The following is a 20,045-nucleotide window of genomic DNA, read 5'->3' as shown; positions in this document are numbered from 1 at the left end:
TCTCGATCGGTCGGTGCGCCCCGCCCGCGGGGCCGCACCGGCTTGCATCACCCGGCGTCCGCTTCGCGCACCGCGCGTACGAACGCCGCCATCCGGGCGTGATCCTTCACGCCCTTCGCGCCCTCCACCTCGATGCCACTGGAGACATCGACAGCAAACGGACGCAGCTGGCGGATCGCATCACCGACGTTTTGCGCGTTCAAGCCACCACTCAAAACGGCCCGACGCGCGAGCTCTGCGGGAATAAGAGACCAATCGAAGACCTTGCCGCTACCGCCGTAATCCGGCACCAGGGTGTCGAACAGGAGGCCGCGCGCTTTCGAATAATGAAGAGCCGATTCTACCAAATCGGCACGCTGCGTCGAGGGGCCGACGCGCACCGCGCGCAACCACGGCAGGCGCGCCGCGCGGCCGAGCGCGTCGCACTGCTCGGGCGTCTCGTCGCCATGGAACTGCAGCACCGTGAGCGGCACGTCGCGCACGACGGCTTCGATCTCGGCCTCGGTCGCATTCACGAACAGTCCGACCACCGAGACGAACGGCGGCGCCAGGCTCGCCAGCTCGGCCGCCTGCGCGATCGTCACCGCGCGCGGGCTCTTCGGGTAGAACACGAGGCCGATCGCATCGGCGCCGAGGGCTGCCGCGTGCAGCACGTCCTCGGGCCGAGACAGCCCGCACAGCTTGATGCGCGTGCGCGGCGGCACGCCCGCCGCCGCGGCGGAACTCGAAGGGGACACGGCGTGATCCGTCATGATTGTGGGTCCAGATCGGCCCAGACGCTGCTCCACGGCACGCTGCCGAGCTGCGCGGGCGGGACGGCGAATTCCGCCGGGTAGCCGACGTGGGCGAGGTACAGCCCGTCGGCCATGAACGTGGGTGCGGCGAGGTTGCGGTCGCGCCCGGCCAGCACGTCGGCGAGCCAGTCGGCCGGATATCGGCCGCGCCCGACCGCGACGAGGCAGCCCATCAGGTTGCGCACCATGTGATGCAGGAACGCGTTCGCGCGAAAGCGGAAATGGATGAAATGCCCGGCGCGCCGCACGTCGATCTGATACAGGTGTTTGACCGGCGTCTTCGATTGGCATTCCGACGACCGGAACGACGAAAAATCATGCTCGCCGATCAGGTGCGCGGCGGCGGCGCGCATCGCGTCGTCGTCGAGCGGCGTGTGGATCCAGCCCGCGCGCCCGGCCAGCATCGGCGAACGCACGGGATGCACGTACAGCGCGTAGTAATAGGTGCGCTCGAACGCCGAGAAGCGCGCATGGAACGTGTCCGGCATCGGCTTCGCCCATTGCACCGACACGGTCGGCGGCAGGAACGCGTTGGTGCCGCGCACCCACGAGAACACCTCGCGCTCGAGATCCGTGTCGAAATGCACGACCTGCCCGAGCCCGTGCACGCCGGTATCGGTGCGCCCGGCCACCGTCGTGTGCAGCGGCACCCGCGCGAACTCGGCCAGCGCATGCTCGAGCCGGTCCTGCACGGTCTTGCCGTGCGGCTGCGCCTGCCAGCCGCAGAACGCCGCGCCGTCGTACTGGATGCCCAGCGCGATCCGCATCACGCCTCGTCCGCCAGTTTCGCGAGCAGCGCGCGTGCATCGTCGCGCGTCGCGGCGTCGTTCGCGTCGACCACTTCCTGCAGCAGCGTCCGCGCGCCGGCCAGATCGCCCAGCTCGACGTATTCGGCCGCGAGGTCGAGCTTGTTGCGCGCGATGCGCGCGAGCTCGTCCGCGGTGAGCGCGGGCAGTGCGGCGCCCGGGGTGGACGGCAGGTCGAGATCGAAATCGAGCTTCAGCGCGCCGAACTGCGCGCCGCCGAGCGGCGGCAGCGATGTCGCCGCAGGCGGGCCGCCCGCTTGGCCGGCGGGCGTCGCCGCGTCCGGATCCCAGTCGAACTCGTCGTCGTGGTCGACCGGATGTTCCGGTGTCGTTTCACCCGAACCCATTGGCGGGTGCTGGGCGGATTGACCGTTAGTTGCGATTTTGCCGGTGTCGGACTGCGTTGCCCGCGTGGCAAGGGCCTCCGGCGTCAACGACGGCTCGTCCGCCGCCCGCGGCGGCAACGGCATGTCGAGACTGTTGAGCGCGCTGATCGCGTTCTGCATCAGCGTCGCGTGCTGTGCTTCGGTCGTCGAAGGGGCGACGGATGCGGCGGTCGGCTCGGTCGGCTCGGCCTGCTTGTCGGCGCCAGTGGTTTTTTCCGCCGGTTCTGCGTCGGGCGGAGCCTCAGCCGGAACCGGAATCGCGTCGTTCGCGGGCGACACGGCAGCGACGGCAGCCGGCAATTCGGGCGACTCGTCGCGCGGTGCCGCCACTTCAGGCGCAGTCGATGTGTCCGCTGCGGGCGGCTCGACCGCCTCCGCCGCCGCAGCAGTGGCCGCGGCGAGATTCATGTCGGACGCCGCATCGCGTGCGACCGGCATTTCGGGCGTGATCGGCAGTTCACGTTCGACGGTCGGCGCGGCTCCCGCAGCCGCGGCGCCGCCTGCTGCGGCTGCGGTCGTATCGGCACCCGCGTCGTCCGCGCGGCGACCCTTCCGGCGCTTGCGCCATACGAAGCCGGCCGCGAGCACGATCACGGCTGCACCGGCCGCGGCGGCCGGGCGCCAGTCCATCTGTTCGGTACGACGTGCCGGTGTGGCGACGGGCGCGATCGGTTGCACGGAAGCCGATGCCGGTTGCGGTGCGCTGGCTGCCACACCCGACGCGGCTTCGTCCACCGTCGATGCGGCGGCCGACGCACTCGCGTCATTCGCGGCCAGACGCGGCGCGGCGGGCGCCGGAGCCGGCGCAGGCGCGACGCCGGTCGTCGTCGCCGGTTTGCCGATGCCGTGCTTCTGCAACTCCATCAGCACGCGATTCTTCAACGCCAGCAATTGCTGCAAGCTCGACGGCCGGGGCTGCGACGCTCCCACGGCGGGCGCCGCGCCGCCCGGTTCGCGCACGCCGGAAACCGGACTGCCCGGCACCGCCTGCCCCGCCGCCTCGCTCGCGGACGACGGCGCCGACTGGATCGCCCCGCTCCACACATGCGGGCCGCTGGCACCGCCCGTGGGCGCCGCCGGCTGCGTGCTGTCGACACCCGACGCGCCCTGTGCGGCCGCCGCCCCGGTCGAAGCCGAAGCACCGGTCGAAGCCGAAGCACCGATCGAAACCGCCACCCCCGCCGCCGGCGCACTCGCACCGCTCACCGGAGCCGCATGCACGGCCGACGCCACCGGCGCGGATTGCACCGCCGAGCCAGGATGCGGCGCGGATGCGCCGTGCTGCGCGATCGCCGCCCCACCCGATGCGGCGGCGGGCGCGGAAGCGGCCGTCGCACCGGAGGCAGCGGACGCGCCGGCCGGCACGAGCGCCGCGCCGGTGGCGTCGAGCGCGGGCACGGTCAGCGTCGCGCCGACTTTCAGCCGGCTCGCGTCGCGCTTCATGAACGCCTGCGGATTGGCGTCGAACAGCGCACGGGCGGCGCGCGCGAGCACGGCCGGGTCGTGCGATTGCGTGGCCGCTTTCGCGATGTCGTTCAGCGACTGGCCCGGCTGGACCGTCACGGTAAGCGGTGCGGCGGCGCCGGCGGCGGACGCCGGCAGTTCGCCGGTGCCGACTGCCCACGCCGATGCGGCTGCGCCAAGCGCCAGGATCGTCAGCGCCCCACGCACGGCGCGCGACAGACGGGACTGACGCGGAAACAAGGAAATTCGGGACATCGTTGGCTCTATCGCCGCGCGCGGGCGCGGCTCGGATTCGCGGTTGGAAGCGTCAATAAAGTTGCTGCAGAAATGCAAAAGCGTCGCGCGAAACGCGACGCTTTCGGCGGGTCTGTGCGTCGTAACCGCGTAGTTTACTTCACGCGCTCGAGTTCCGGCCGAATTCGTCGCCAGCCGGCGCGCGCGTCGGGCGGGTCCGCCTGCCGCAGCCCATGCATTCGATCGACCAGAACGCCCCCCACGCGCGCTGTCGAAAACCGTCTCGCAACAGCACCGCCCCCTGCTCGAATGACGCGGCCTTTCGGTGCTCACTGCGCGTCCACCGCAGGATCACGGCGACAGCATCGCAAACGCTCCCTCAATGACCCGCCCCGCCAGCCGTTAAAGAATTAGCCGCAGGAAATCCAAATAATCCCAGCCGGCAATCAATCCCGAACCAACAAATTTCAATTCGTCGATAAGAAGGCAGTTCATCCCGCTTATCGGCGAAATGAAAATCCACATCACCAAAGCCCCGCCCCATAAGGCTTTCATCGCCTTCCGCCCACCTGTCTCTCATACAAAGGCGATCTTTTCCGCATCAATTCAATTTCATTACACAAAATTACACAGACCCAACCGTTGCCGTCGATACGATCGCCTTCAAACGGGAATCGGCATATTTCGACTTCGCGGTCGGACCGATGCCGTGAAGGACCAGAGGGCCATCGCGCAGTCGCACGACTGCATTCACTACCAGCTCGTTACGGGGACGAACATGGGCTATCAGCAGGGTTTGAGCGGGTTGGCCGGCGCGTCGAGCAACCTCGACGTGATCGGCAACAACATCGCGAACGCAAACACGGTCGGCTTCAAGCAGGGGCGCGCGAACTTCGCGGACATGTACGCGAATTCGGTCGCGACGTCGGTCAACACGCAGATCGGCATCGGTACGCGGCTCGCGTCGGTGCAACAGAATTTCGGCCAGGGCACCATCAATTCGACGAAGTCGTCGCTCGACGTCGCGATCAACGGCAACGGCTTCTTCCAGATGTCGAGCAACGGCGTGACCACGTACTCGCGCGACGGCACGTTCCACCGCGACAAGAACGGCGCGATCGTCGACGCGCAAGGCCGCAACCTGATGGGCTATGCGGCAGGCGCCGGCGGCGCGATCAACACCGCGCAGACCGTGCCGCTGCAGGCGCCGACCAGCAACATCGCGCCGCGCGCGACGAACAAGATCACCGGCCAGTTCAACCTGAACGCCCAGGACAAGGTGCCGGCCAAGACGCCGTTCAACGCGACCGACAACACGACGTTCAACTACAACTCGTCGATCCAGGTCTACGACACGCTCGGCGGCTCGCAGCAGGTCACGATGTACTTCGCAAAGAGCGCGGCCGGCACGTGGCAGGCCTACGCGGGCGTGCAGGGCCAGACGCCGACGCATCTCGGCACCGTCACGTTCGACGCATCGGGCCGGATCAGCTCGACGACGTCGGCCGCGACCGGGCAGCCGACGCCGAGCCTCGGCCAGTTCGCGTTCTCGATCCCGAACACGACGGGCGGCGCCAATCCGCAGAACCTGACGCTCGACCTGGGCGGCACGACGCAATACGGCGGCAAGGACGGCGTGAACAATCTCGCGCAGGACGGCTTCGCGAGCGGCACGCTGACGACGTTCTCGATCGGCAGCGACGGCAAGCTGACCGGCAACTATTCGAACGGACAGAGCACGGTGCTCGGCCTGATCGCGCTCGCGAACTTCAACAACCCGAACGGGCTCGTGAACATCGGCGGCAACCAGTATGCGGAAACGGCCGCGTCGGGCGTGCCGCAGATCTCCGCGCCGGGCAGCACGAACCACGGCACGCTGCAGGGCAGCGCGCTCGAAAACGCGAACGTCAACCTGACCACCGAGCTCGTGAACCTGATCACTGCGCAGCGCAATTACCAGGCGAATGCGCAGACGATCAAGACCCAGCAGGCCGTCGACCAGACGTTGCTGAACCTGCGCTGAACCGCGCATGAAAAACGCGCCGCGCCGGCCCCGAATCTCGAGGCCGACGCGGCGCGTCGTATCGTGCAGCCCGGCCCGCGAGCCGGACAGCGAGCGTGCTTACTTGTCGAGCAGGATGCGCAGCATGCGGCGCAGCGGCTCGGCCGCGCCCCACAGCAACTGATCGCCGACCGTGAACGCCGACAGGTATTCGCCGCCCATCGCGAGCTTGCGCAGGCGGCCGACCGGCACCGACAGCGTGCCGGTGATCTTCGCCGGCGACAGGTCGCGCATCGACGCTTCGCGCTCGTTCGGCACGACCTTCACCCAGTCGTTCGCCGATGCGAGGATGCCGTTGATTTCGTCGAGCGGCACGTCCTTCTTCAGCTTGATCGTCAGCGCCTGCGAGTGGCAGCGCATCGCGCCGATCCGCACGCACAGCCCGTCGACCGGGATCGAACCCGGTTCGCCCATCGCCGGCTTGCCGAGGATCTTGTTGGTTTCCGCGCCGCCCTTCCACTCTTCCTTCGACATCCCGTTGCCGAGATCCTTGTCGATCCACGGGATCAGCGAACCGGCGAGCGGCACGCCGAACTGGCTCGTCGGCATCGCGTCGCTGTTCATCGCGGCCAGCACGCGGCGGTCGATGTCGAGGATCGCGGAGGCCGGATCGGCGAGCTGTTCCTGTACCGCGCCGTTCAGCGTGCCCATCTGCGACAGCAGCTCACGCATGTTCTGCGCGCCCGCGCCCGATGCGGCCTGGTAGGTCATCGCCGTCATCCAGTCGACGAGATTCTCGCGGAACAGGCCGCCGAGCGCCATCAGCATCAGGCTGACCGTGCAGTTGCCGCCGATGAAGTTCTTCGTGCCCTTGACGAGCGCGTCCTTGATCACGTCGAGGTTGACCGGATCGAGGATGATGACCGCGTCGTCCTGCATCCGCAGCGATGATGCCGCATCGATCCAGTAGCCGTTCCAGCCGGCCGCGCGCAGCTTCGGGAACACGTCGTTCGTGTAGTCGCCGCCCTGGCACGTGATGATCACGTCGCACTTCTTCAGCTCGTCGACGCTGGTCGCGTCCTTGAGCGTGGTCTCGTTTTTCGCGAACGACGGCGCCTTGCCGCCCGTGTTGCTGGTGCTGAAAAACACCGGTTCGATCAGGTCGAAATCGCCCTCTTCCTGCATGCGCTGCATCAGGACGCTGCCGACCATGCCGCGCCAACCTACGAGACCTACGTTCATGACTAACCCTTTGCTTTGAATGGAGCTTCCCCGCCATTTCCGTCCCCGCGTGACCGCGCGGGGAAACAGGCGGGCACGACGGCGATCAGCGTTTAATGATCGTTTTCGTGGTAATGGTTTTCGTGATGACGATGGCGCGCGCACCCGCACGGGCAGTGTTGCCGTGGAGTTTCAGGACCGGGGAGATCAGGGAAATCAGCGCCATCGTTCGAGTCTACACAAAGCCGGTGGCCCGCACAACGGCCAACCGCGCGCGAACCGGCCGATTTTCACGGCCCGTTCGCGCCCTTTTCCACATTAGTTACCGCACTTCATTTCCCACGCTTACAGCGCGGCGACCACCGCATCGCCCATCGCCGCCGTGCCGACCTGCTTGCAGCCCGGCGTCGCGATGTCGCCCGTGCGGTAGCCTTGTTCGAGCACCGTTTTCACCGCGCGCTCGATACGATCGGCCTGCTCCGCGCGATTCAGCGAATAGCGCAGCAGCATCGCGGCCGACAGGATCGTCGCGAGCGGGTTCGCGATGCCCTTGCCCGCGATGTCCGGCGCCGAACCGTGCGACGGCTCGTACAGCCCCTTGTTGTGCTTGTCGAGCGACGCGGACGGCAGCATGCCGATCGAGCCCGTCAGCATCGACGCCTCATCCGACAGGATGTCGCCGAACATGTTGCCGGTGACGATCACGTCGAACTGCTTCGGCGCCTTCGCGAGCTGCATCGCCGCGTTGTCGACGTACATGTGCGACAGCTCGACGTCCGCGTACTCCTTCGACACGTCGATCATGATGTCGCGCCAGAACTGCGACGTCTCCAGCACGTTCGACTTGTCGACCGACAGCAGCTTCTTCGCGCGCTTTTGCGCGGCCTGGAACGCGACGTGCGCGATGCGGCGCACCTCCGGCTCCGAATAGCGCATCGTGTCGAAGCCTTCGCGCTCGCCGGCGAACGGGCCGTCCGGCGCCGAGCGCACGCCGCGCGGCTGGCCGAAGTAGATGTCGCCGTTCAGTTCGCGCACGATCAGGATGTCGAGGCCCGCGACGAGCTCCGGCTTCAGCGGCGACGCATCGACGAGCTGCGGATAGCAGATCGCCGGGCGGAAATTCGCGAACAGCTCGAGGTGCTTGCGCAGCCCGAGGATCGCCTGCTCGGGGCGCAGCGCGCGCTCGAGCGAGTCGTACTTCCAGTCGCCGACCGCGCCGAACAGGATCGCGTCGGCCTGCTTCGCGAGCGCCAGCGTCGCGTCGGGCAGCGGATGGCCGCTCGCCTCGTAGCCCGCGCCGCCGACCGGCGCCTGTTCGAGTTCGAACTTCTCGTCGAGTGCGTTCAGCACCTTCACCGCTTCATTGACGATTTCCGGACCGATGCCGTCGCCGGGCAGCACTGCAATCTTCATGCGAAATTCCTGACTGGGTAGGGTGTTATGGAGGCAGGCCGGCGAGCGCACGCACGGCGCGCCCGCCTGCAACGCGCGCTCAGCCGACCAGCTTGGTGCTGAGCCACGGCTGCTTCACGAGCCGCTCCGCTTCGAACTGGCGGATCTTGTCCGCGTGGCGCAGCGTGAGGCCGATGTCGTCGAAGCCGTTCAGCAGGCAGTACTTGCGGAACGCGGCGATCTCGAACGGATACTCGCGGCCGTCGCCCGCGCGCACGACCTGCGCGTCGAGGTCGATCGTCAGCTGGTAGCCGTTGAACGCGTACGTGTCGCTGAACAGGTGATCGACCTGCTGCTCGGTCAGCACGATCGGCAGCAGGCCGTTCTTGTAGCAGTTGTTGAAGAAGATGTCCGCGAAGCTCGGCGCGATGATCGCGCGGAAGCCGTACTGCTGCAGCGCCCACGGCGCGTGCTCGCGCGAGCTCCCGCAACCGAAGTTCTTGCGGGCGAGCAGCACCGATGCCCCCTGGTAGCGCGGCTGGTTCAGCACGAAGTCCGGGTTCAGCGGACGCTTCGAGTTGTCCTGGCCCGGCTCGCCGTGATCGAGGTAACGCCATTCGTCGAACGCGTTCGGACCGAAGCCCGTGCGCTTGATCGACTTCAGGAACTGCTTCGGGATGATCGCGTCGGTGTCGACGTTCTCGCGATCGAGCGGCGCCACGACGCCGGTATGTACAGTGAATTTTTCCATGATCCGTCTATCCGGTTGAAGGGCCGGCAGTCAGCCGGCGCACATCGACAAATTCTCGGCGGGAACCGTCACTCCGCGGCGCGCTTCAGCGCGCTGCCGGCGGCGTTGACGTCTTCACCGAAGCCGCGGACGGTATTGCAGCCGGCCAGGCCGAAACCCAGCCCCGCCAGCGCCAGCGCGGCAACCAGCCGCGCGATGACTTTCGATGCCGTCACGCGTCACCCCAGCTGGCGAATGTCGACGAAGTGGCCTTCGATCGCCGCGGCCGCCGCCATCGCGGGGCTCACGAGGTGCGTGCGACCGCCCGCGCCCTGCCGGCCTTCGAAGTTGCGGTTCGACGTCGACGCGCAGCGCTCGCCCGGCTCGAGCCGGTCGGCGTTCATCGCGAGGCACATCGAGCAGCCCGGCTCGCGCCATTCGAAGCCCGCATCGGTGAACACCTTGTCGAGCCCTTCGCGCTCGGCCTGCGCCTTCACGAGGCCCGAGCCCGGCACGACCATCGCGAGCCGCACGTTCGACGCGATGCGGCGGTTCAGCTTCTTCACGACGTACGCGGCCGCGCGGATGTCCTCGATCCGGGCGTTCGTGCACGAGCCGATGAAGATCTTGTCGACCTTGATCGATTCGATCGGCGTGTTCGGCTCGAGTGCCATGTAGGCCAGCGCGCGCTCCATCGCGTCGCGCTTGACCGGATCCTTCTCGCGCTCGGGATCGGGCACGCGACCGTCGATCGACGTGACCATTTCCGGCGACGTGCCCCACGTGACCTGCGGGACGATCTCGGCCGCGTTCAGCTCGACCACGCGGTCGAACTGCGCGCCGTCGTCCGACTTGAACTGGCGCCAGTACTCGACGGCCTGATCCCATTCCGCGCCGGTCGGCACGAACGGACGGCCCTTCAGGTAGTCGATCGTCGTGTCGTCCACCGCGACCATGCCCGCGCGCGCGCCGGCCTCGATCGCCATGTTGCAGACGGTCATGCGGCCTTCCATCGTCAGCGCGCGAATGGTCGAGCCGCCGAATTCGATCGCGTAGCCCGTGCCGCCTGCCGTGCCGATCTTGCCGATGATCGCGAGCACGATGTCCTTCGCGGTACAGCCGCGCGGCAGCGCGCCCTCGACCTTCACGAGCATGTTCTTGCTCTTCTTCTGCAGCAGGGTCTGCGTCGCGAGCACGTGCTCGACTTCGGACGTGCCGATGCCGTGGGCGAGCGCGCCGAACGCGCCGTGCGTCGACGTATGCGAATCGCCGCACACGATCGTCATGCCCGGCAGCGTCGCGCCCTGTTCCGGCCCGATGATGTGGACGATGCCCTGGCGCACGTCGTTCATCTTGAACTGCGTGATGCCGAATGCATCGCAGTTCGCGTCGAGCGTGTCGACCTGCAGCTTCGAGACGGGATCGGCGATGCCGTGGCTGCGGTCCGTCGTCGGCACGTTGTGGTCCGACACGGCCAGGTTCGCGCTGATGCGCCACACCGGGCGCTGCGCGATCTTCAGCCCTTCGAATGCCTGCGGGCTCGTGACTTCATGCAGCAGTTGACGGTCGATGTAGAGCAGGGTCGTGCCGTCTTCCTCGGTGTGGACCACGTGGGTGTTCCACAGTTTGTCGTAGAGAGTCTGTGCCATGGGTATGCGGGGTCGTTGTGACTACAAGCCTTGCGGATGCGATCGATTATGCCACGCAAAATCGGCCCATGGAGTACCACGATAACGAAAAAAGTGAATAAAAACAGTGAGTTGGGTGGTACACGCGATACCCGGATAAGTATTACCCGGCAAGCGCGGCAGCGCGTGCGGCACAGGCGCGTGCCGCACCGACGGGGCTTGCTCCGCGCACCATGTCGGCCGTCGTGGGCCGCTCCAGCCCTTGCAATCGACTCGCGGCGACGTGCTACCGGAAGAAATTGCGCAACGCGCGCGCCAGCGCCTGCGGTTGTTCCTCAGGGATGAAATGCCCGCTATATGCGATCGTCGCAGCCGTCACGTCTTCCGCGACATGTTCGAGCGGCCCTGCCATGTCGGGTATGGATCCCTGGTCGGCACTGACAGCGAGCACGGGCATCTTCAGCTTTCCTCGCGCCTGCAGCTTGCGGTTCTGGGCCGACGATTCCGACACGGCCCGATAAAATGCCAGGCCCGCTCGCAACCCGCCGTCCCTGGTGAACACCCGGACGTACTCGTCGATATCCGCGTCGGAGAACGATTCGGGATTTGCCGCCTTGCGACGCAAGAACCAATCGAGATACGCGCGCTCCCTGCCGGCGATCAACGTCTCCGGCAGGTCGGCTACCGCATGGAATGCAAAGTGCCACGTGCGCCATGCGCTGCGAGGCTCGATCGGCAGTGCGTCGGGCAGCGTGATGCCGGGTATCCCGGCGTCGAGCAACGCCATGCGCTTCACTGAATCGGGATACATCGCCGCAAACGGATAGGCGACCCATGCGCCGACGTCGTGAGCGGCCAGGTAAAAGCGCGAGATATTTTGCCGCTCCAGCAGGCGCGCAAGCGTTGTCGCGACGGTCTGCGTGTCATACCCGGTGAGCGGCCGGTCCGAGTCGCCTTGCCCGGGAAGATCCGGCGCCACGATCCTGAATTCGTCCGCGAGCAGGGACATGATTCTGCGCCACGCGTACCAGCTTTCCGGAAACCCCGCGAGCAACACAATGGTCTCGCCGTCGGTGCGGCCGCCTTCGACATAATGAAGGCGCACCCCGTCCACCGTATCGAACCGATGACGAAAGCCGCTGAGCCGCGGGTCTTCGCGAAAATAGGGTGTGGTCGCAAGCGGCAAAGAATCCGCGGTCGATTGATGCTGGTGCATAAGTTCGTCCTCTCTATGGAATCGACTTTCCTGGATGATGGTTCACCACGCGCAGCGCGAGCAATGGCATTGGGAAATAGTCGTTTCCTAATTCGACAGAACCAGATCGCGCGCACGCGTGGTTTCGCGTGTTACTTCACATCGAGTTACCCAAGGGATGACGCTCTACCCTAGTTGAGCAGCCGCATGGCCTCGTCGACCAGCATCGACATATCGCTGCGGCGTTGGCCGAGCTTACCCACCACTCGAAGCCCCTGCACCATGGTGAACAGACAGCTCGACGTGGCTTGTGCGTTCAGCGTGGCATCGACGGACCCATCGGCCTGCCCCTGCCTGATCAAATCGCGAAGGAGACGCTCGACCCGCTGCATCGATTTGTGAACGATGTCGGCGATCTCGCTATCCAACGTACCGAGAACAATAGCGCCGCCCACGACCAGACAGCCCTTTCGGCCCTCGTCTCCATGCGAGACGTCCGCATAAAAGCGCAGCAGCGCGCGCACCTTGTCCCGTCCGTTCCTTTCATCGGCAAGGATCGTGTTGAGTTCGCTCGCGCGCCGATCGACGTACCGGTTCAACGCGGCAACGAATATGGCGTTCTTGTCCGCAAAAGCCTTGTAAAGACTGCCGGTGGTGAGCCCTGTCTCCCGGGACAGATCGCCGATGGAAGTCGCATGATAGCCACGCTCGCGAAAGACGCGGATGAAGCCGTCCAGCGCTTGCTCCATGTCGAATTCTCGCGGCCTGCCAACGTTCGGTGCAATTTTCGTCGCCATGCGGCATTATAGGAAATGATCATTTCCAAATCAAGCGATCCGGAACCGCGCAACGAGGCATACGATTAAACGACCGGCCGAAAACGCGCCTTTCCTTCCGTTTCTTGCAGGGTTCGTCCTCGCGGGTTCCGCATCGGGGCGGCTTCCGACCGACGGGGAAGGTCAAGGCCTGTTCGCGCCCATAGGTGACGGGCTTGCGCTGGCGCTGACCCGCTTCGCCAGCGGCGACACGCACCCTGGCATGATCGGCGGTGAACTGGTCGAACGCAGCCACGAAGGCGTGTGGGCGCGACGAACGCCGCGCATGAAACGCGGCGCCGCTGGCATTTCGCACTCGATCTCGTAGACTGTCTATTCGCAACGGGCGGCACGCGGCCGCCCTCCCGCCATCACGATGCGAGCATCACCCGAAGCATCGAAGGACAGGAGCACTGCATGCGATATGAACTCTATTACTGGCCTGAAATCCAGGGCCGCGGCGAGTACGTGCGCCTCGCGCTGGAAGCAGCCGAGGCCGACTACGTCGACGTCGCGCGCGAATCGGGACGCGGGATGGGCGTGGCGGCGATGATGCGCATGATGGACGACACGAAAGCGGAATGCGTGCCGTTCGCACCGCCGTTCCTGAAGGCGGGCGACGTGGTCGTCGGACAGACCGCGAACATCCTGCTGTTTCTCGGCGCGCGGCTCGGACTCGCGCCCGACGACGAAGCCGGCCGGCTGTGGGTGCACCAGCTCCAGTTGACCGCCGCCGATTTCATCACCGAGATCCACGACACGCACCATCCGATCGGCAGCGGCCTGTACTACGAGGACCAGAAGGCGGAAGCGGCCGAGCGCGCGGCCGATTTCCTCGAGAACCGGCTGCCGAAATTCCTCGGCTACTTCGATCGCGTGCTCGAACAGAATCCGCACAAGAGCGGTTATATCGCGGGCAACACGCTCACCTACGCGGACCTGTCGATGTTCCAGTTGATCGAGGGCCTGCGCTATGCGTTTCCGAAAGCGATGAAGCGCGCGGAACGCAAGATCGCCGGGCTCGTCGCGCTGCACGATCGCGTCGCACGGCATCCGCCCGTCGCGCACTACCTCGAGTCGGAACGCCGCATCCCGTTCAACGACATGGGGATCTTCCGGCACTATCCGGAGCTGGACAAGTAACGGCCGGCTGCCGTTACCCCATCGCGGCAGCGGCCGACCGGCGCGGTGGCCCGTGCCGCGCGGCGGCCGCGTCGACGGCCTCGACCGAGCGCGTGAGCCACGGCCCGATGTCCATTTCCTCGTAGCGCACGAGCCGGCTTTTGCGCGCGCGGCGACAGCGTCGCGAACATCGGCGCGTGCCCTTCCGATGCGAGGTTGTACAGCGTCCGTGCCGCCGCGTAGGCACCCGAATTGCCGGCCGACAGCACGGCCGTCAGGATCAACGGATTCATCGCGCCGGCGGCGAGCTGGATCGCGATCATCGCGATGCGACGGCCCTGCAGACGGCGTTTCAGCGTCGCTCCGGACGGCGCGGCCGTCTGCGCTGCCGCTTGCGCGGCATCCATAATGTTCACCCCGATCGTGATCCGGGACAGTCGATTCGATTCGGGATGCAAATCGATCGCGCCGGTCATTCGCATCGAAACCGGCCCTGGCTGGCCGGTCGCCTCACACGACGCTGCGCTTGATCGTCTGCAGTTCGGCCGTCGTCACGATCTTCTCGATCCGGAATCGCGGGCTTTCCAGCCACACGTTCGCGATCCGCCGGTACTCGTCGAGATCCTCGCACGCGAGCCGCACGAGAAAATCGAACGTGCCGCTCACCAGCCAGCAATCGAGCACGGCCGGATTCGCGCGCATTTCCTCCTCGAACGGCGCCTGCGAACGCCCGTGGTCGGCCAGCACGATCTGCGCGATCACGACGATCGGCTTGGTCGCGCGCGGCGCGTTGATCACCGCGCGGTACCCTTCGATCACGCCGAGCGCCTCGAGCCGCTCCACGCGCGCCTGGCACGGCCGCGGCGTGAGATTCACGCGTTCCGACAGCTTCCGGTAGGAAATCCGTCCGTCGGTGCGCAGGATGTCGAGAATCCGGAGATCGATCTTGTCCAACTGCATCTTCTTGTCGGTCATCCGCGTTCGCTCCGGTCGGGTCGTGGCTCATGGGAGGAACGTCTGCCGTTCCACACGCGGGCCATATTATCCGGCCGCCGCCGCCGCGCGCCAATCGACTAGAACCGCAGCGACAGGCACGTCAGGCCGCCGTCCATCTTGCGGAACTCGCTCGTGTCGATCACGTGCAGCGGCATGCCGAGCGACGCGATCGCGTCATGCACGCGCGGATAGCCGGCCGGCGTGATCAGCGTGCCGTTCACGCGCAGCGTGTTGGCCGCATATTCGTCGGCGGCGGAAATCGCGATCCTTCGATAGTCGGCGAACGCCGGATGCGCGGCCAGCGCGTCGGTCACGAGCAGCGTGTCGTCGCCAAGCGCATTGACGACCGATTTCAGGTGCAGGCCGGCGCCAACCGGCACCGCGACGACCGAATATCCATGGCGCGACACCAGCGACTCGAACGCGGCGATGCCTTGCGCGTCGGTGCGGCTCGTCAGCCCGATGAAGAAGCGCTTGCCGACCAGCATCACGTCGCCGCCGTCGAGGCGGCCCTGTTGCATCGGCAGCAGCTCGCGATGCACGCGCAGCGACGCTTCGATGTGCGCGGTCTCGCCGCGCCGGGCGGGCGCGCCGGGGCGCGTGATCACCGCGAACTCCGGCGTGACGACGGCGACGTCCTCGACGAAGTGCGAATCGGGAAACGCATCGAGCGGCGGCAGTTCGGTCAGCTCGACCGCGAGCATGCGCAGCGCGTCGCAGTATGCGTGGAACTGCGCGAGCGTCTTGTCGTAGTCGGGTGCGCCGAGTTCGGCGGTGGTCAGGCCCGCGCCGCAGGACGGCGCGGGACGGCGAACGATCGCTTGCGTGAATTGCATCGACTCCTCCATGATCTGCGCCGCACCCGTGCCGTGCACGGGCCGGCGGCGTCGTGACCGGACCATTATCGGAAGCCAAATTGCGCAATTCGCGTCGAATTCGGCGGCGCCGACAGCCGATTGCGTCGAATTGCGCGCACCACGCAGCCGATTCGGCGAACGGGCCGCCCGCGCGTCATGCGCCGGGCTCGAATCCCATCTGCGCGCGGCCGAGCGCCGTGAGTTCGGCCTCCCCCGCGCGCCCGTCGAAATCGACTTCGAAATGGTCGGCCGGGAAATCGGGCGGGCTGTCGCCGCGCAGGAACGCGCAACGCTGGCGTTGCAAGTATGCGTCGTTCTTCGCGCAGCCCGGCGCGGCCGCGATGTACATCACGTTGCTGTCGCCGCTGCCGCGATGCGCATCCTCGACCGCATGCACGACGTCACCGTGCCAGAACACCGCGTCGCCCGGTTCCATATGCGGGATCGGCACCAGCGCATCGAGCAGCAGCGTGTGCCATTCCGGGCGAATCGACAGCGCGCGGCCGGGACGCGCGCCGCACAGGTCGTCGTCGGCGACGTCGTCCTGCAGCGCGCGCAGCACGACATAGGCCATCGCGTTCGCAACCGGGATCAGCTGCAGCGTGCCGTCGCCGGGCCCCTGCGGTGTCAGCGCGGTCCAGCCCTGGAACGTGCGGAACATCGAACACACGGCCGGCGACGGAATCTCTTCGACGTCGGGCCGGAACGCCGCATCGAAGGGATCGTACTCGCGCCAGCGGCCGGCCAGCACATGGCGATAGACCTGCCGAAAATTCGCGCCGAGCCAGCGCTCGACCGAGCCGCCGTCGACATGCGGCGACAGCCCGAGCGACGTCGAACCGGGCGGCCGGCGGCGGATCCGGTCCGCATACGCGGGCACCCGGTCGGGATCGAAATGCGCACGTGCGCCGTCCGCATGCCGCCACAGGCGGTTCAGGAACACCCGCGCCTGCGTGAGCGCCGGCGACTGGCGCGCGGCCACCTGCGGCTTCGACCAGTAGACGCCGTAGATCTGCGGCTTGCCCGACGCCAGATTGCCGAAATAGCGGTCTTCCGCGCGCGCGTGCAGCCGGTCGGCGAAACGGTTCGCATCCAGATACGCGCCGATCTCGTCGTTCCAGTCGCGTGCCTGCCTCGCATCGAACACGCCGCGGATCACGACCGCGCCATGCGTGCGGATCGCCGCAACCGCATGCGGATCGACCCGGCCGCCCGCGATATCCGCGAACGGCACGACCGGAATCACGTCGTGGCCGTGCGCGTGCGCGCGGCGGATCGCATCGACCTGCCGGGCGATGTCGCCCTCCACTTCGCGGAACGTGGCCGCATAACCGGGCAAATCGGCGCGCAGCGCCCGTTTCGCCGCGCGGATCGCGGCAGGCATGTCGTCAATCGTCAGTTGCATCGTCGTCTCCTCGCTGAAAGCGTGTCGTGATGTGCTGTCAGCGTACGGCCGGCACACGGCCGTCATCACCACTATCCGGCCAACGATCGATACAATCCTGACAATCGTGCGTCATTCGGGACGATGGCAGACCACGCAGAGCTTGTTGCCGTCCGGGTCGCGGAAATACGCGCCGTAATAGTCGCGGTGATAGTGCGGCCGCAGGCCCGGCGGCCCTTCGCAGGTGCCGCCATGCCGCAGCGCGAGCGCGTGACAGCGATCGACGTGCGCGCGGGTCGGCGCATCGAACGCGATCGTGTGGCCGTTGCCCGGCTCCGGTGGGCGGCCGTCGAGCGGCTTGCCGAAGAAGAACAGCGGCCGCTCGGCGTCGGCCGGCATCCAGCCCGACCAGCCGTCCGGCTCGCGGAATTTCAGGCGCAGCCCGAGTGCCGCGAACAGCGGCGCATAGAAATCGTAGGCGCGCGCCGTATCACCGACGCCCACGCACACATGTGAAAACATGGCATCGCTCCTTGGTGAGAATCGCCCACGATCATGCCACGGCGCACTGCCCGCCCCTACCGGAGGCCGCGATGAAACCGCAATACGAGCACGTGACGTTCGCGTCCGGCTGTTCGATCCGCGTCTATCACCGCCAGCTCGCGCGCATTCCGTTCGAATGGCATCGCCATCCCGAGTACGAACTGACGCTGACGCTCAACAGCCGCGGCCAGCGCTTCATCGGCGATCACGTCGCGCGCTACGCGGACGACGATCTCGTGCTCGTGCCGCCGAACCTGCCGCATACGTGGTCGTCGAACGCGCGCATCGATCGCGACGCGCCCGAAGTCGCGCTCGTCGTCTGGTTCGACGGAGACTGGGCGCGGCGGCTGGCCGACTGCTGCCCCGAATACGCGCCGCTGCGCTCGCTGCTGCGGCGCGCGGCGCCGGGGCTGCACTTCGACGTGGAGACGGCCCGCGCGATGCGCGCGCGGCTGCCGCGGTTGCTCGATCCGTCGCCGCGCGTACGGCTTGCAGCCACGCTCGACACGCTTGCCGATCTCGCGGAGGCCGGCGGCGAACCGCTCGCCACCGCGCATGCGTACGACCGGCCCGACGGCGCGCCGTCGCCCGGCGGGCCGGGCGCGCCCGAAGCCGAACGTCTAGACCGCGTGCTCGACGCGATCGACCGGCATTTCCACGAACCGCTGCGCATCGACGCACTCGCCGCTGCCGCGCACCTGTCCGAACGCACGCTGCAACGGTTGTTCGTCCGGCATCTCGGCGAAAGCGTCGGCCGTTACGTGCAGCGGCTGCGCCTCGCGCATGCATGCCGCCATCTCGTCGGCACCGACTGGCCGATCGCGACGGTCGCCGCGCGCTGCGGCATTCCGAATGCCGCGAACTTCAATCGCCAGTTCCTCGCCGCGCGCGGCACGACGCCCGGCGCGTACCGGCAGTTCTTCAAGCAGCACGGCCATGCACCGGACGACGACGCGCCCGCGCTCGACACGCGGCCGCCGTCGCTGGAGCGCCGCGCCGGCTCGGGCCAACGTCGGCCGCGCAAATGAAAACACCCCGACGGGCTGACCCGTCGGGGTGTCGTGGCGTTGCGGTTGCCCGACGCGAGCGGCCTGCCGGCCGTTCGCGCCGCACACGGTTTAACGTGCGTTGAGCGGCTTCGCTTCGCGCGGCGTATCGCCGATGAACAGCTGGCGCGGACGGCCGATCTTCTGTTCCGGATCGGCGATCATTTCGTTCCACTGTGCGATCCAGCCGACCGTACGTGCCATCGCGAAGATACACGTGAACATCGACGTCGGGATGCCCAGCGCGCGCTGGACGATACCCGAGTAGAAGTCGACGTTCGGGTACAGCTTGCGCGACACGAAGTATTCGTCTTCCAGCGCGATCTTCTCGAGCTGCATCGCGAGCTTGAACAGCGGGTCGTCGTGCAGGCCCAGTTCGTTCAGCACTTCGTAGCACGTCTCGCGCATCAGCTTCGCACGCGGGTCGTAGTTCTTGTACACGCGGTGGCCGAAGCCCATCAGCTTCACGCCCGAGTTCTTGTCCTTCACCTGCTTGATGAATTCGGGGATGTTGTCCGGCGAACCGATCTGCTCGAGCATGTTCAGCGCGGCTTCGTTCGCACCGCCGTGCGCCGGGCCCCACAGACACGCGATACCGGCCGCGATACACGCGAACGGGTTCGCGCCCGACGAGCCGGCCAGACGGACCGTCGACGTCGATGCGTTCTGCTCGTGATCGGCGTGCAGGATCAGGATGCGGTCGAGCGCGCGGACAAGCACGTCGTTGACCTTGTACTCTTCGCACGGATTCGAGAACATCATGTGCATGAAGTTCGCGCTGTACGACAGCGAGTTCTTCGGATACACGAACGGCTGGCCGATGCTGTACTTGTACGCCATCGCGACGAGCGTCGGCAGCTTCGCGATCATGCGGATCGCCGACACTTCGCGGTGACGCGGGTCGTTGATGTCGAGCGAGTCGTGGTAGAACGCCGACAGCGCGCCGACCGCGGCGACCAGGATCGCCATCGGGTGCGCGTCGCGACGGAAGCCACGGAAGAAGAAGTGCATCTGCTCGTGCACCATCGTGTGCTTCGTGACGGTGTCGACGAATTCCTTCTTCTGCGCGGCGTTCGGCAGTTCGCCCTTCAGCAGCAGGTAGCAGCTTTCGAGGAAGTCCGCGTTTTGTGCGAGGTTGTCGATCGGGTAGCCGCGGTACAGCAGCTCGCCCTTGTCGCCGTCGATGTACGTGATCGCCGAATTACACGAAGCCGTCGACATGAAGCCCGGGTCGTAAGTGAACTTGCCGGTCTGGCCGTACAGCTTGCGGATGTCGATCACGTCCGGGCCCATCGTGCCCTTGTAGATCGGCATTTCGACGCTCGGCGAGTTGTCGCTGAACGATAGCGTGGCTTTAACATCAGACGGAGTCATGGCACATCCTCAATCGAAATAAAGAAACGGGATTCGATAACGGGCGCAGCGCGTTA

The 20,045-nt window shown here is 66.7% G+C and carries 20 protein-coding genes and 1 pseudogene; 3 read left to right on the top strand and 18 right to left on the bottom strand.

Annotated features, from left to right (window positions below; genetic code table 11):
- Positions 1 to 47 precede the first annotated feature (47 nt).
- The 4 genes from CFB35_RS20210 to CFB35_RS35035 form a co-directional block, all read right to left on the bottom strand.
- Positions 48 to 752, bottom strand: a complete 705-nt coding sequence (locus tag CFB35_RS20210; protein WP_059582757.1) for a phosphoribosylanthranilate isomerase — start codon at positions 750 to 752, stop codon at positions 48 to 50.
- Positions 749 to 1,561, bottom strand: a complete 813-nt coding sequence (gene truA / locus CFB35_RS20205; protein WP_059582759.1) for a tRNA pseudouridine(38-40) synthase TruA — start codon at positions 1,559 to 1,561, stop codon at positions 749 to 751. Before truA ends, CFB35_RS20210 begins: the two co-directional genes overlap by 4 nt.
- On the bottom strand, positions 1,561 to 3,705 hold the full coding sequence (locus CFB35_RS20200) for a FimV/HubP family polar landmark protein (RefSeq protein WP_059582762.1): 2,145 nt from the start codon (positions 3,703 to 3,705) through the stop codon (positions 1,561 to 1,563). The genes truA and CFB35_RS20200 overlap by 1 nt, the downstream gene beginning before the upstream one ends.
- Before the next feature lie 381 nt (positions 3,706 to 4,086).
- Complete coding sequence (locus tag CFB35_RS35035; protein WP_155634597.1) at positions 4,087 to 4,239, bottom strand: hypothetical protein; 153 nt, start codon at positions 4,237 to 4,239, stop codon at positions 4,087 to 4,089.
- 223 nt (positions 4,240 to 4,462) lie between these two features.
- On the opposite strand from CFB35_RS35035, the gene flgE reads away from it, so the two are divergent.
- On the top strand, positions 4,463 to 5,707 hold the full coding sequence (flgE, locus tag CFB35_RS20195) for a flagellar hook protein FlgE (protein ID WP_059583132.1): 1,245 nt from the start codon (positions 4,463 to 4,465) through the stop codon (positions 5,705 to 5,707).
- Positions 5,708 to 5,806: 99 nt separating this feature from the next.
- Here the strand turns inward: flgE and asd are convergent, their stop codons facing one another.
- From asd to CFB35_RS20155, 8 genes are all read right to left on the bottom strand, one after another.
- Positions 5,807 to 6,928, bottom strand: a complete 1,122-nt coding sequence (asd, locus tag CFB35_RS20190) for an aspartate-semialdehyde dehydrogenase (RefSeq protein ID WP_059582764.1) — start codon at positions 6,926 to 6,928, stop codon at positions 5,807 to 5,809.
- Between the two features lie 85 nt (positions 6,929 to 7,013).
- Entirely contained in the window at positions 7,014 to 7,133 is a 120-nt protein-coding gene (locus tag CFB35_RS20185; RefSeq protein ID WP_006756675.1) for a hypothetical protein, read from the bottom strand.
- A 119-nt stretch (positions 7,134 to 7,252) separates the two neighbouring features.
- Positions 7,253 to 8,320: a 3-isopropylmalate dehydrogenase gene (leuB, locus tag CFB35_RS20180; RefSeq protein ID WP_059582767.1), complete on the bottom strand. Its 1,068-nt coding sequence runs from the start codon at positions 8,318 to 8,320 to the stop codon at positions 7,253 to 7,255.
- Positions 8,321 to 8,399: 79 nt separating this feature from the next.
- Positions 8,400 to 9,050 (bottom strand): 3-isopropylmalate dehydratase small subunit, encoded by a 651-nt coding sequence (gene leuD / locus CFB35_RS20175; protein ID WP_059582769.1) that lies wholly within the window; start codon positions 9,048 to 9,050, stop codon positions 8,400 to 8,402.
- Positions 9,051 to 9,118: 68 nt separating this feature from the next.
- On the bottom strand, positions 9,119 to 9,265 hold the full coding sequence (locus CFB35_RS20170; RefSeq protein ID WP_011548098.1) for an entericidin A/B family lipoprotein: 147 nt from the start codon (positions 9,263 to 9,265) through the stop codon (positions 9,119 to 9,121).
- Between the two features lie 3 nt (positions 9,266 to 9,268).
- Positions 9,269 to 10,678 (bottom strand): 3-isopropylmalate dehydratase large subunit, encoded by a 1,410-nt coding sequence (leuC, locus tag CFB35_RS20165; RefSeq protein WP_059582772.1) that lies wholly within the window; start codon positions 10,676 to 10,678, stop codon positions 9,269 to 9,271.
- Between the two features lie 265 nt (positions 10,679 to 10,943).
- Positions 10,944 to 11,873, bottom strand: coding sequence for an alpha/beta fold hydrolase (locus CFB35_RS20160; RefSeq protein ID WP_059582776.1), 930 nt, complete (start codon positions 11,871 to 11,873; stop codon positions 10,944 to 10,946).
- Between the two features lie 170 nt (positions 11,874 to 12,043).
- Complete coding sequence (locus tag CFB35_RS20155; protein ID WP_081066418.1) at positions 12,044 to 12,649, bottom strand: TetR/AcrR family transcriptional regulator; 606 nt, start codon at positions 12,647 to 12,649, stop codon at positions 12,044 to 12,046.
- A 435-nt stretch (positions 12,650 to 13,084) separates the two neighbouring features.
- Here CFB35_RS20155 and CFB35_RS20150 point away from each other — a divergent pair, with 435 nt between their 5' ends.
- Entirely contained in the window at positions 13,085 to 13,810 is a 726-nt protein-coding gene (locus CFB35_RS20150; RefSeq protein WP_059582781.1) for a glutathione S-transferase, read from the top strand.
- A gap of 13 nt (positions 13,811 to 13,823) precedes the next feature.
- Here the strand turns inward: CFB35_RS20150 and CFB35_RS35630 are convergent.
- The 5 genes and pseudogenes from CFB35_RS35630 to CFB35_RS20125 all read right to left on the bottom strand — a co-directional run.
- A pseudogene (locus tag CFB35_RS35630) lies at positions 13,824 to 14,097 on the bottom strand (hypothetical protein); the annotation flags it as partial.
- Between the two features lie 202 nt (positions 14,098 to 14,299).
- Positions 14,300 to 14,764 carry an Lrp/AsnC family transcriptional regulator gene (locus CFB35_RS20140; protein ID WP_059582787.1) on the bottom strand — a complete coding sequence of 155 codons (465 nt, stop codon included), beginning with the start codon at positions 14,762 to 14,764 and terminating at the stop codon, positions 14,300 to 14,302.
- 98 nt (positions 14,765 to 14,862) lie between these two features.
- Positions 14,863 to 15,621, bottom strand: coding sequence for a dimethylarginine dimethylaminohydrolase family protein (locus tag CFB35_RS20135; RefSeq protein ID WP_059583135.1), 759 nt, complete (start codon positions 15,619 to 15,621; stop codon positions 14,863 to 14,865).
- A 175-nt stretch (positions 15,622 to 15,796) separates the two neighbouring features.
- A complete protein-coding gene (locus CFB35_RS20130; RefSeq protein ID WP_060009498.1) occupies positions 15,797 to 17,047 on the bottom strand; it encodes a DUF1479 domain-containing protein in 1,251 nt (416 codons plus the stop codon).
- Positions 17,048 to 17,158: 111 nt separating this feature from the next.
- Positions 17,159 to 17,548, bottom strand: a complete 390-nt coding sequence (locus tag CFB35_RS20125) for a VOC family protein (protein ID WP_059582792.1) — start codon at positions 17,546 to 17,548, stop codon at positions 17,159 to 17,161.
- A 71-nt stretch (positions 17,549 to 17,619) separates the two neighbouring features.
- On the opposite strand from CFB35_RS20125, the gene CFB35_RS20120 reads away from it, so the two are divergent.
- A complete protein-coding gene (locus CFB35_RS20120; protein ID WP_059582794.1) occupies positions 17,620 to 18,597 on the top strand; it encodes an AraC family transcriptional regulator in 978 nt (325 codons plus the stop codon).
- A gap of 90 nt (positions 18,598 to 18,687) precedes the next feature.
- Here the strand turns inward: CFB35_RS20120 and gltA are convergent, their stop codons facing one another.
- Positions 18,688 to 19,989 carry a citrate synthase gene (gene gltA, locus CFB35_RS20115; protein ID WP_011881720.1) on the bottom strand — a complete coding sequence of 434 codons (1,302 nt, stop codon included), beginning with the start codon at positions 19,987 to 19,989 and terminating at the stop codon, positions 18,688 to 18,690.
- Positions 19,990 to 20,045: the final 56 nt, after the last annotated feature.

The organism is Burkholderia sp. AU16482, assembly GCF_002223285.1.
GTDB classification, from domain to species: Bacteria; Pseudomonadota; Gammaproteobacteria; order Burkholderiales; family Burkholderiaceae; genus Burkholderia; species Burkholderia semiarida.
Note: the sequence above shows the minus strand (reverse complement) of the source record. Positions and strands in the feature narration are given on the sequence as shown.

Excerpts from the sequence above, each read along its gene's own strand:
- CFB35_RS20210 (WP_059582757.1), bottom strand. The coding sequence starts at position 752 with ATGACGGATCACGCCGTGTCCCCTTCGAGTTCCGCCGCGGCGGCGGGC.
- truA (WP_059582759.1), bottom strand. The coding sequence starts at position 1,561 with ATGCGGATCGCGCTGGGCATCCAGTACGACGGCGCGGCGTTCTGCGGC.
- CFB35_RS20200 (WP_059582762.1), bottom strand. The coding sequence starts at position 3,705 with ATGTCCCGAATTTCCTTGTTTCCGCGTCAGTCCCGTCTGTCGCGCGCC.
- CFB35_RS35035 (WP_155634597.1), bottom strand. The coding sequence starts at position 4,239 with ATGAAAGCCTTATGGGGCGGGGCTTTGGTGATGTGGATTTTCATTTCG.
- flgE (WP_059583132.1), top strand. The coding sequence starts at position 4,463 with ATGGGCTATCAGCAGGGTTTGAGCGGGTTGGCCGGCGCGTCGAGCAAC.
- asd (WP_059582764.1), bottom strand. The coding sequence starts at position 6,928 with ATGAACGTAGGTCTCGTAGGTTGGCGCGGCATGGTCGGCAGCGTCCTG.
- CFB35_RS20185 (WP_006756675.1), bottom strand. The coding sequence starts at position 7,133 with ATGGCGCTGATTTCCCTGATCTCCCCGGTCCTGAAACTCCACGGCAAC.
- leuB (WP_059582767.1), bottom strand. The coding sequence starts at position 8,320 with ATGAAGATTGCAGTGCTGCCCGGCGACGGCATCGGTCCGGAAATCGTC.
- leuD (WP_059582769.1), bottom strand. The coding sequence starts at position 9,050 with ATGGAAAAATTCACTGTACATACCGGCGTCGTGGCGCCGCTCGATCGC.
- leuC (WP_059582772.1), bottom strand. The coding sequence starts at position 10,678 with ATGGCACAGACTCTCTACGACAAACTGTGGAACACCCACGTGGTCCAC.
- CFB35_RS20160 (WP_059582776.1), bottom strand. The coding sequence starts at position 11,873 with ATGCACCAGCATCAATCGACCGCGGATTCTTTGCCGCTTGCGACCACA.
- CFB35_RS20155 (WP_081066418.1), bottom strand. The coding sequence starts at position 12,649 with ATGGCGACGAAAATTGCACCGAACGTTGGCAGGCCGCGAGAATTCGAC.
- CFB35_RS20150 (WP_059582781.1), top strand. The coding sequence starts at position 13,085 with ATGCGATATGAACTCTATTACTGGCCTGAAATCCAGGGCCGCGGCGAG.
- CFB35_RS20140 (WP_059582787.1), bottom strand. The coding sequence starts at position 14,764 with ATGACCGACAAGAAGATGCAGTTGGACAAGATCGATCTCCGGATTCTC.
- CFB35_RS20135 (WP_059583135.1), bottom strand. The coding sequence starts at position 15,621 with ATGCAATTCACGCAAGCGATCGTTCGCCGTCCCGCGCCGTCCTGCGGC.
- CFB35_RS20130 (WP_060009498.1), bottom strand. The coding sequence starts at position 17,047 with ATGCAACTGACGATTGACGACATGCCTGCCGCGATCCGCGCGGCGAAA.
- CFB35_RS20125 (WP_059582792.1), bottom strand. The coding sequence starts at position 17,548 with ATGTTTTCACATGTGTGCGTGGGCGTCGGTGATACGGCGCGCGCCTAC.
- CFB35_RS20120 (WP_059582794.1), top strand. The coding sequence starts at position 17,620 with ATGAAACCGCAATACGAGCACGTGACGTTCGCGTCCGGCTGTTCGATC.
- gltA (WP_011881720.1), bottom strand. The coding sequence starts at position 19,989 with ATGACTCCGTCTGATGTTAAAGCCACGCTATCGTTCAGCGACAACTCG.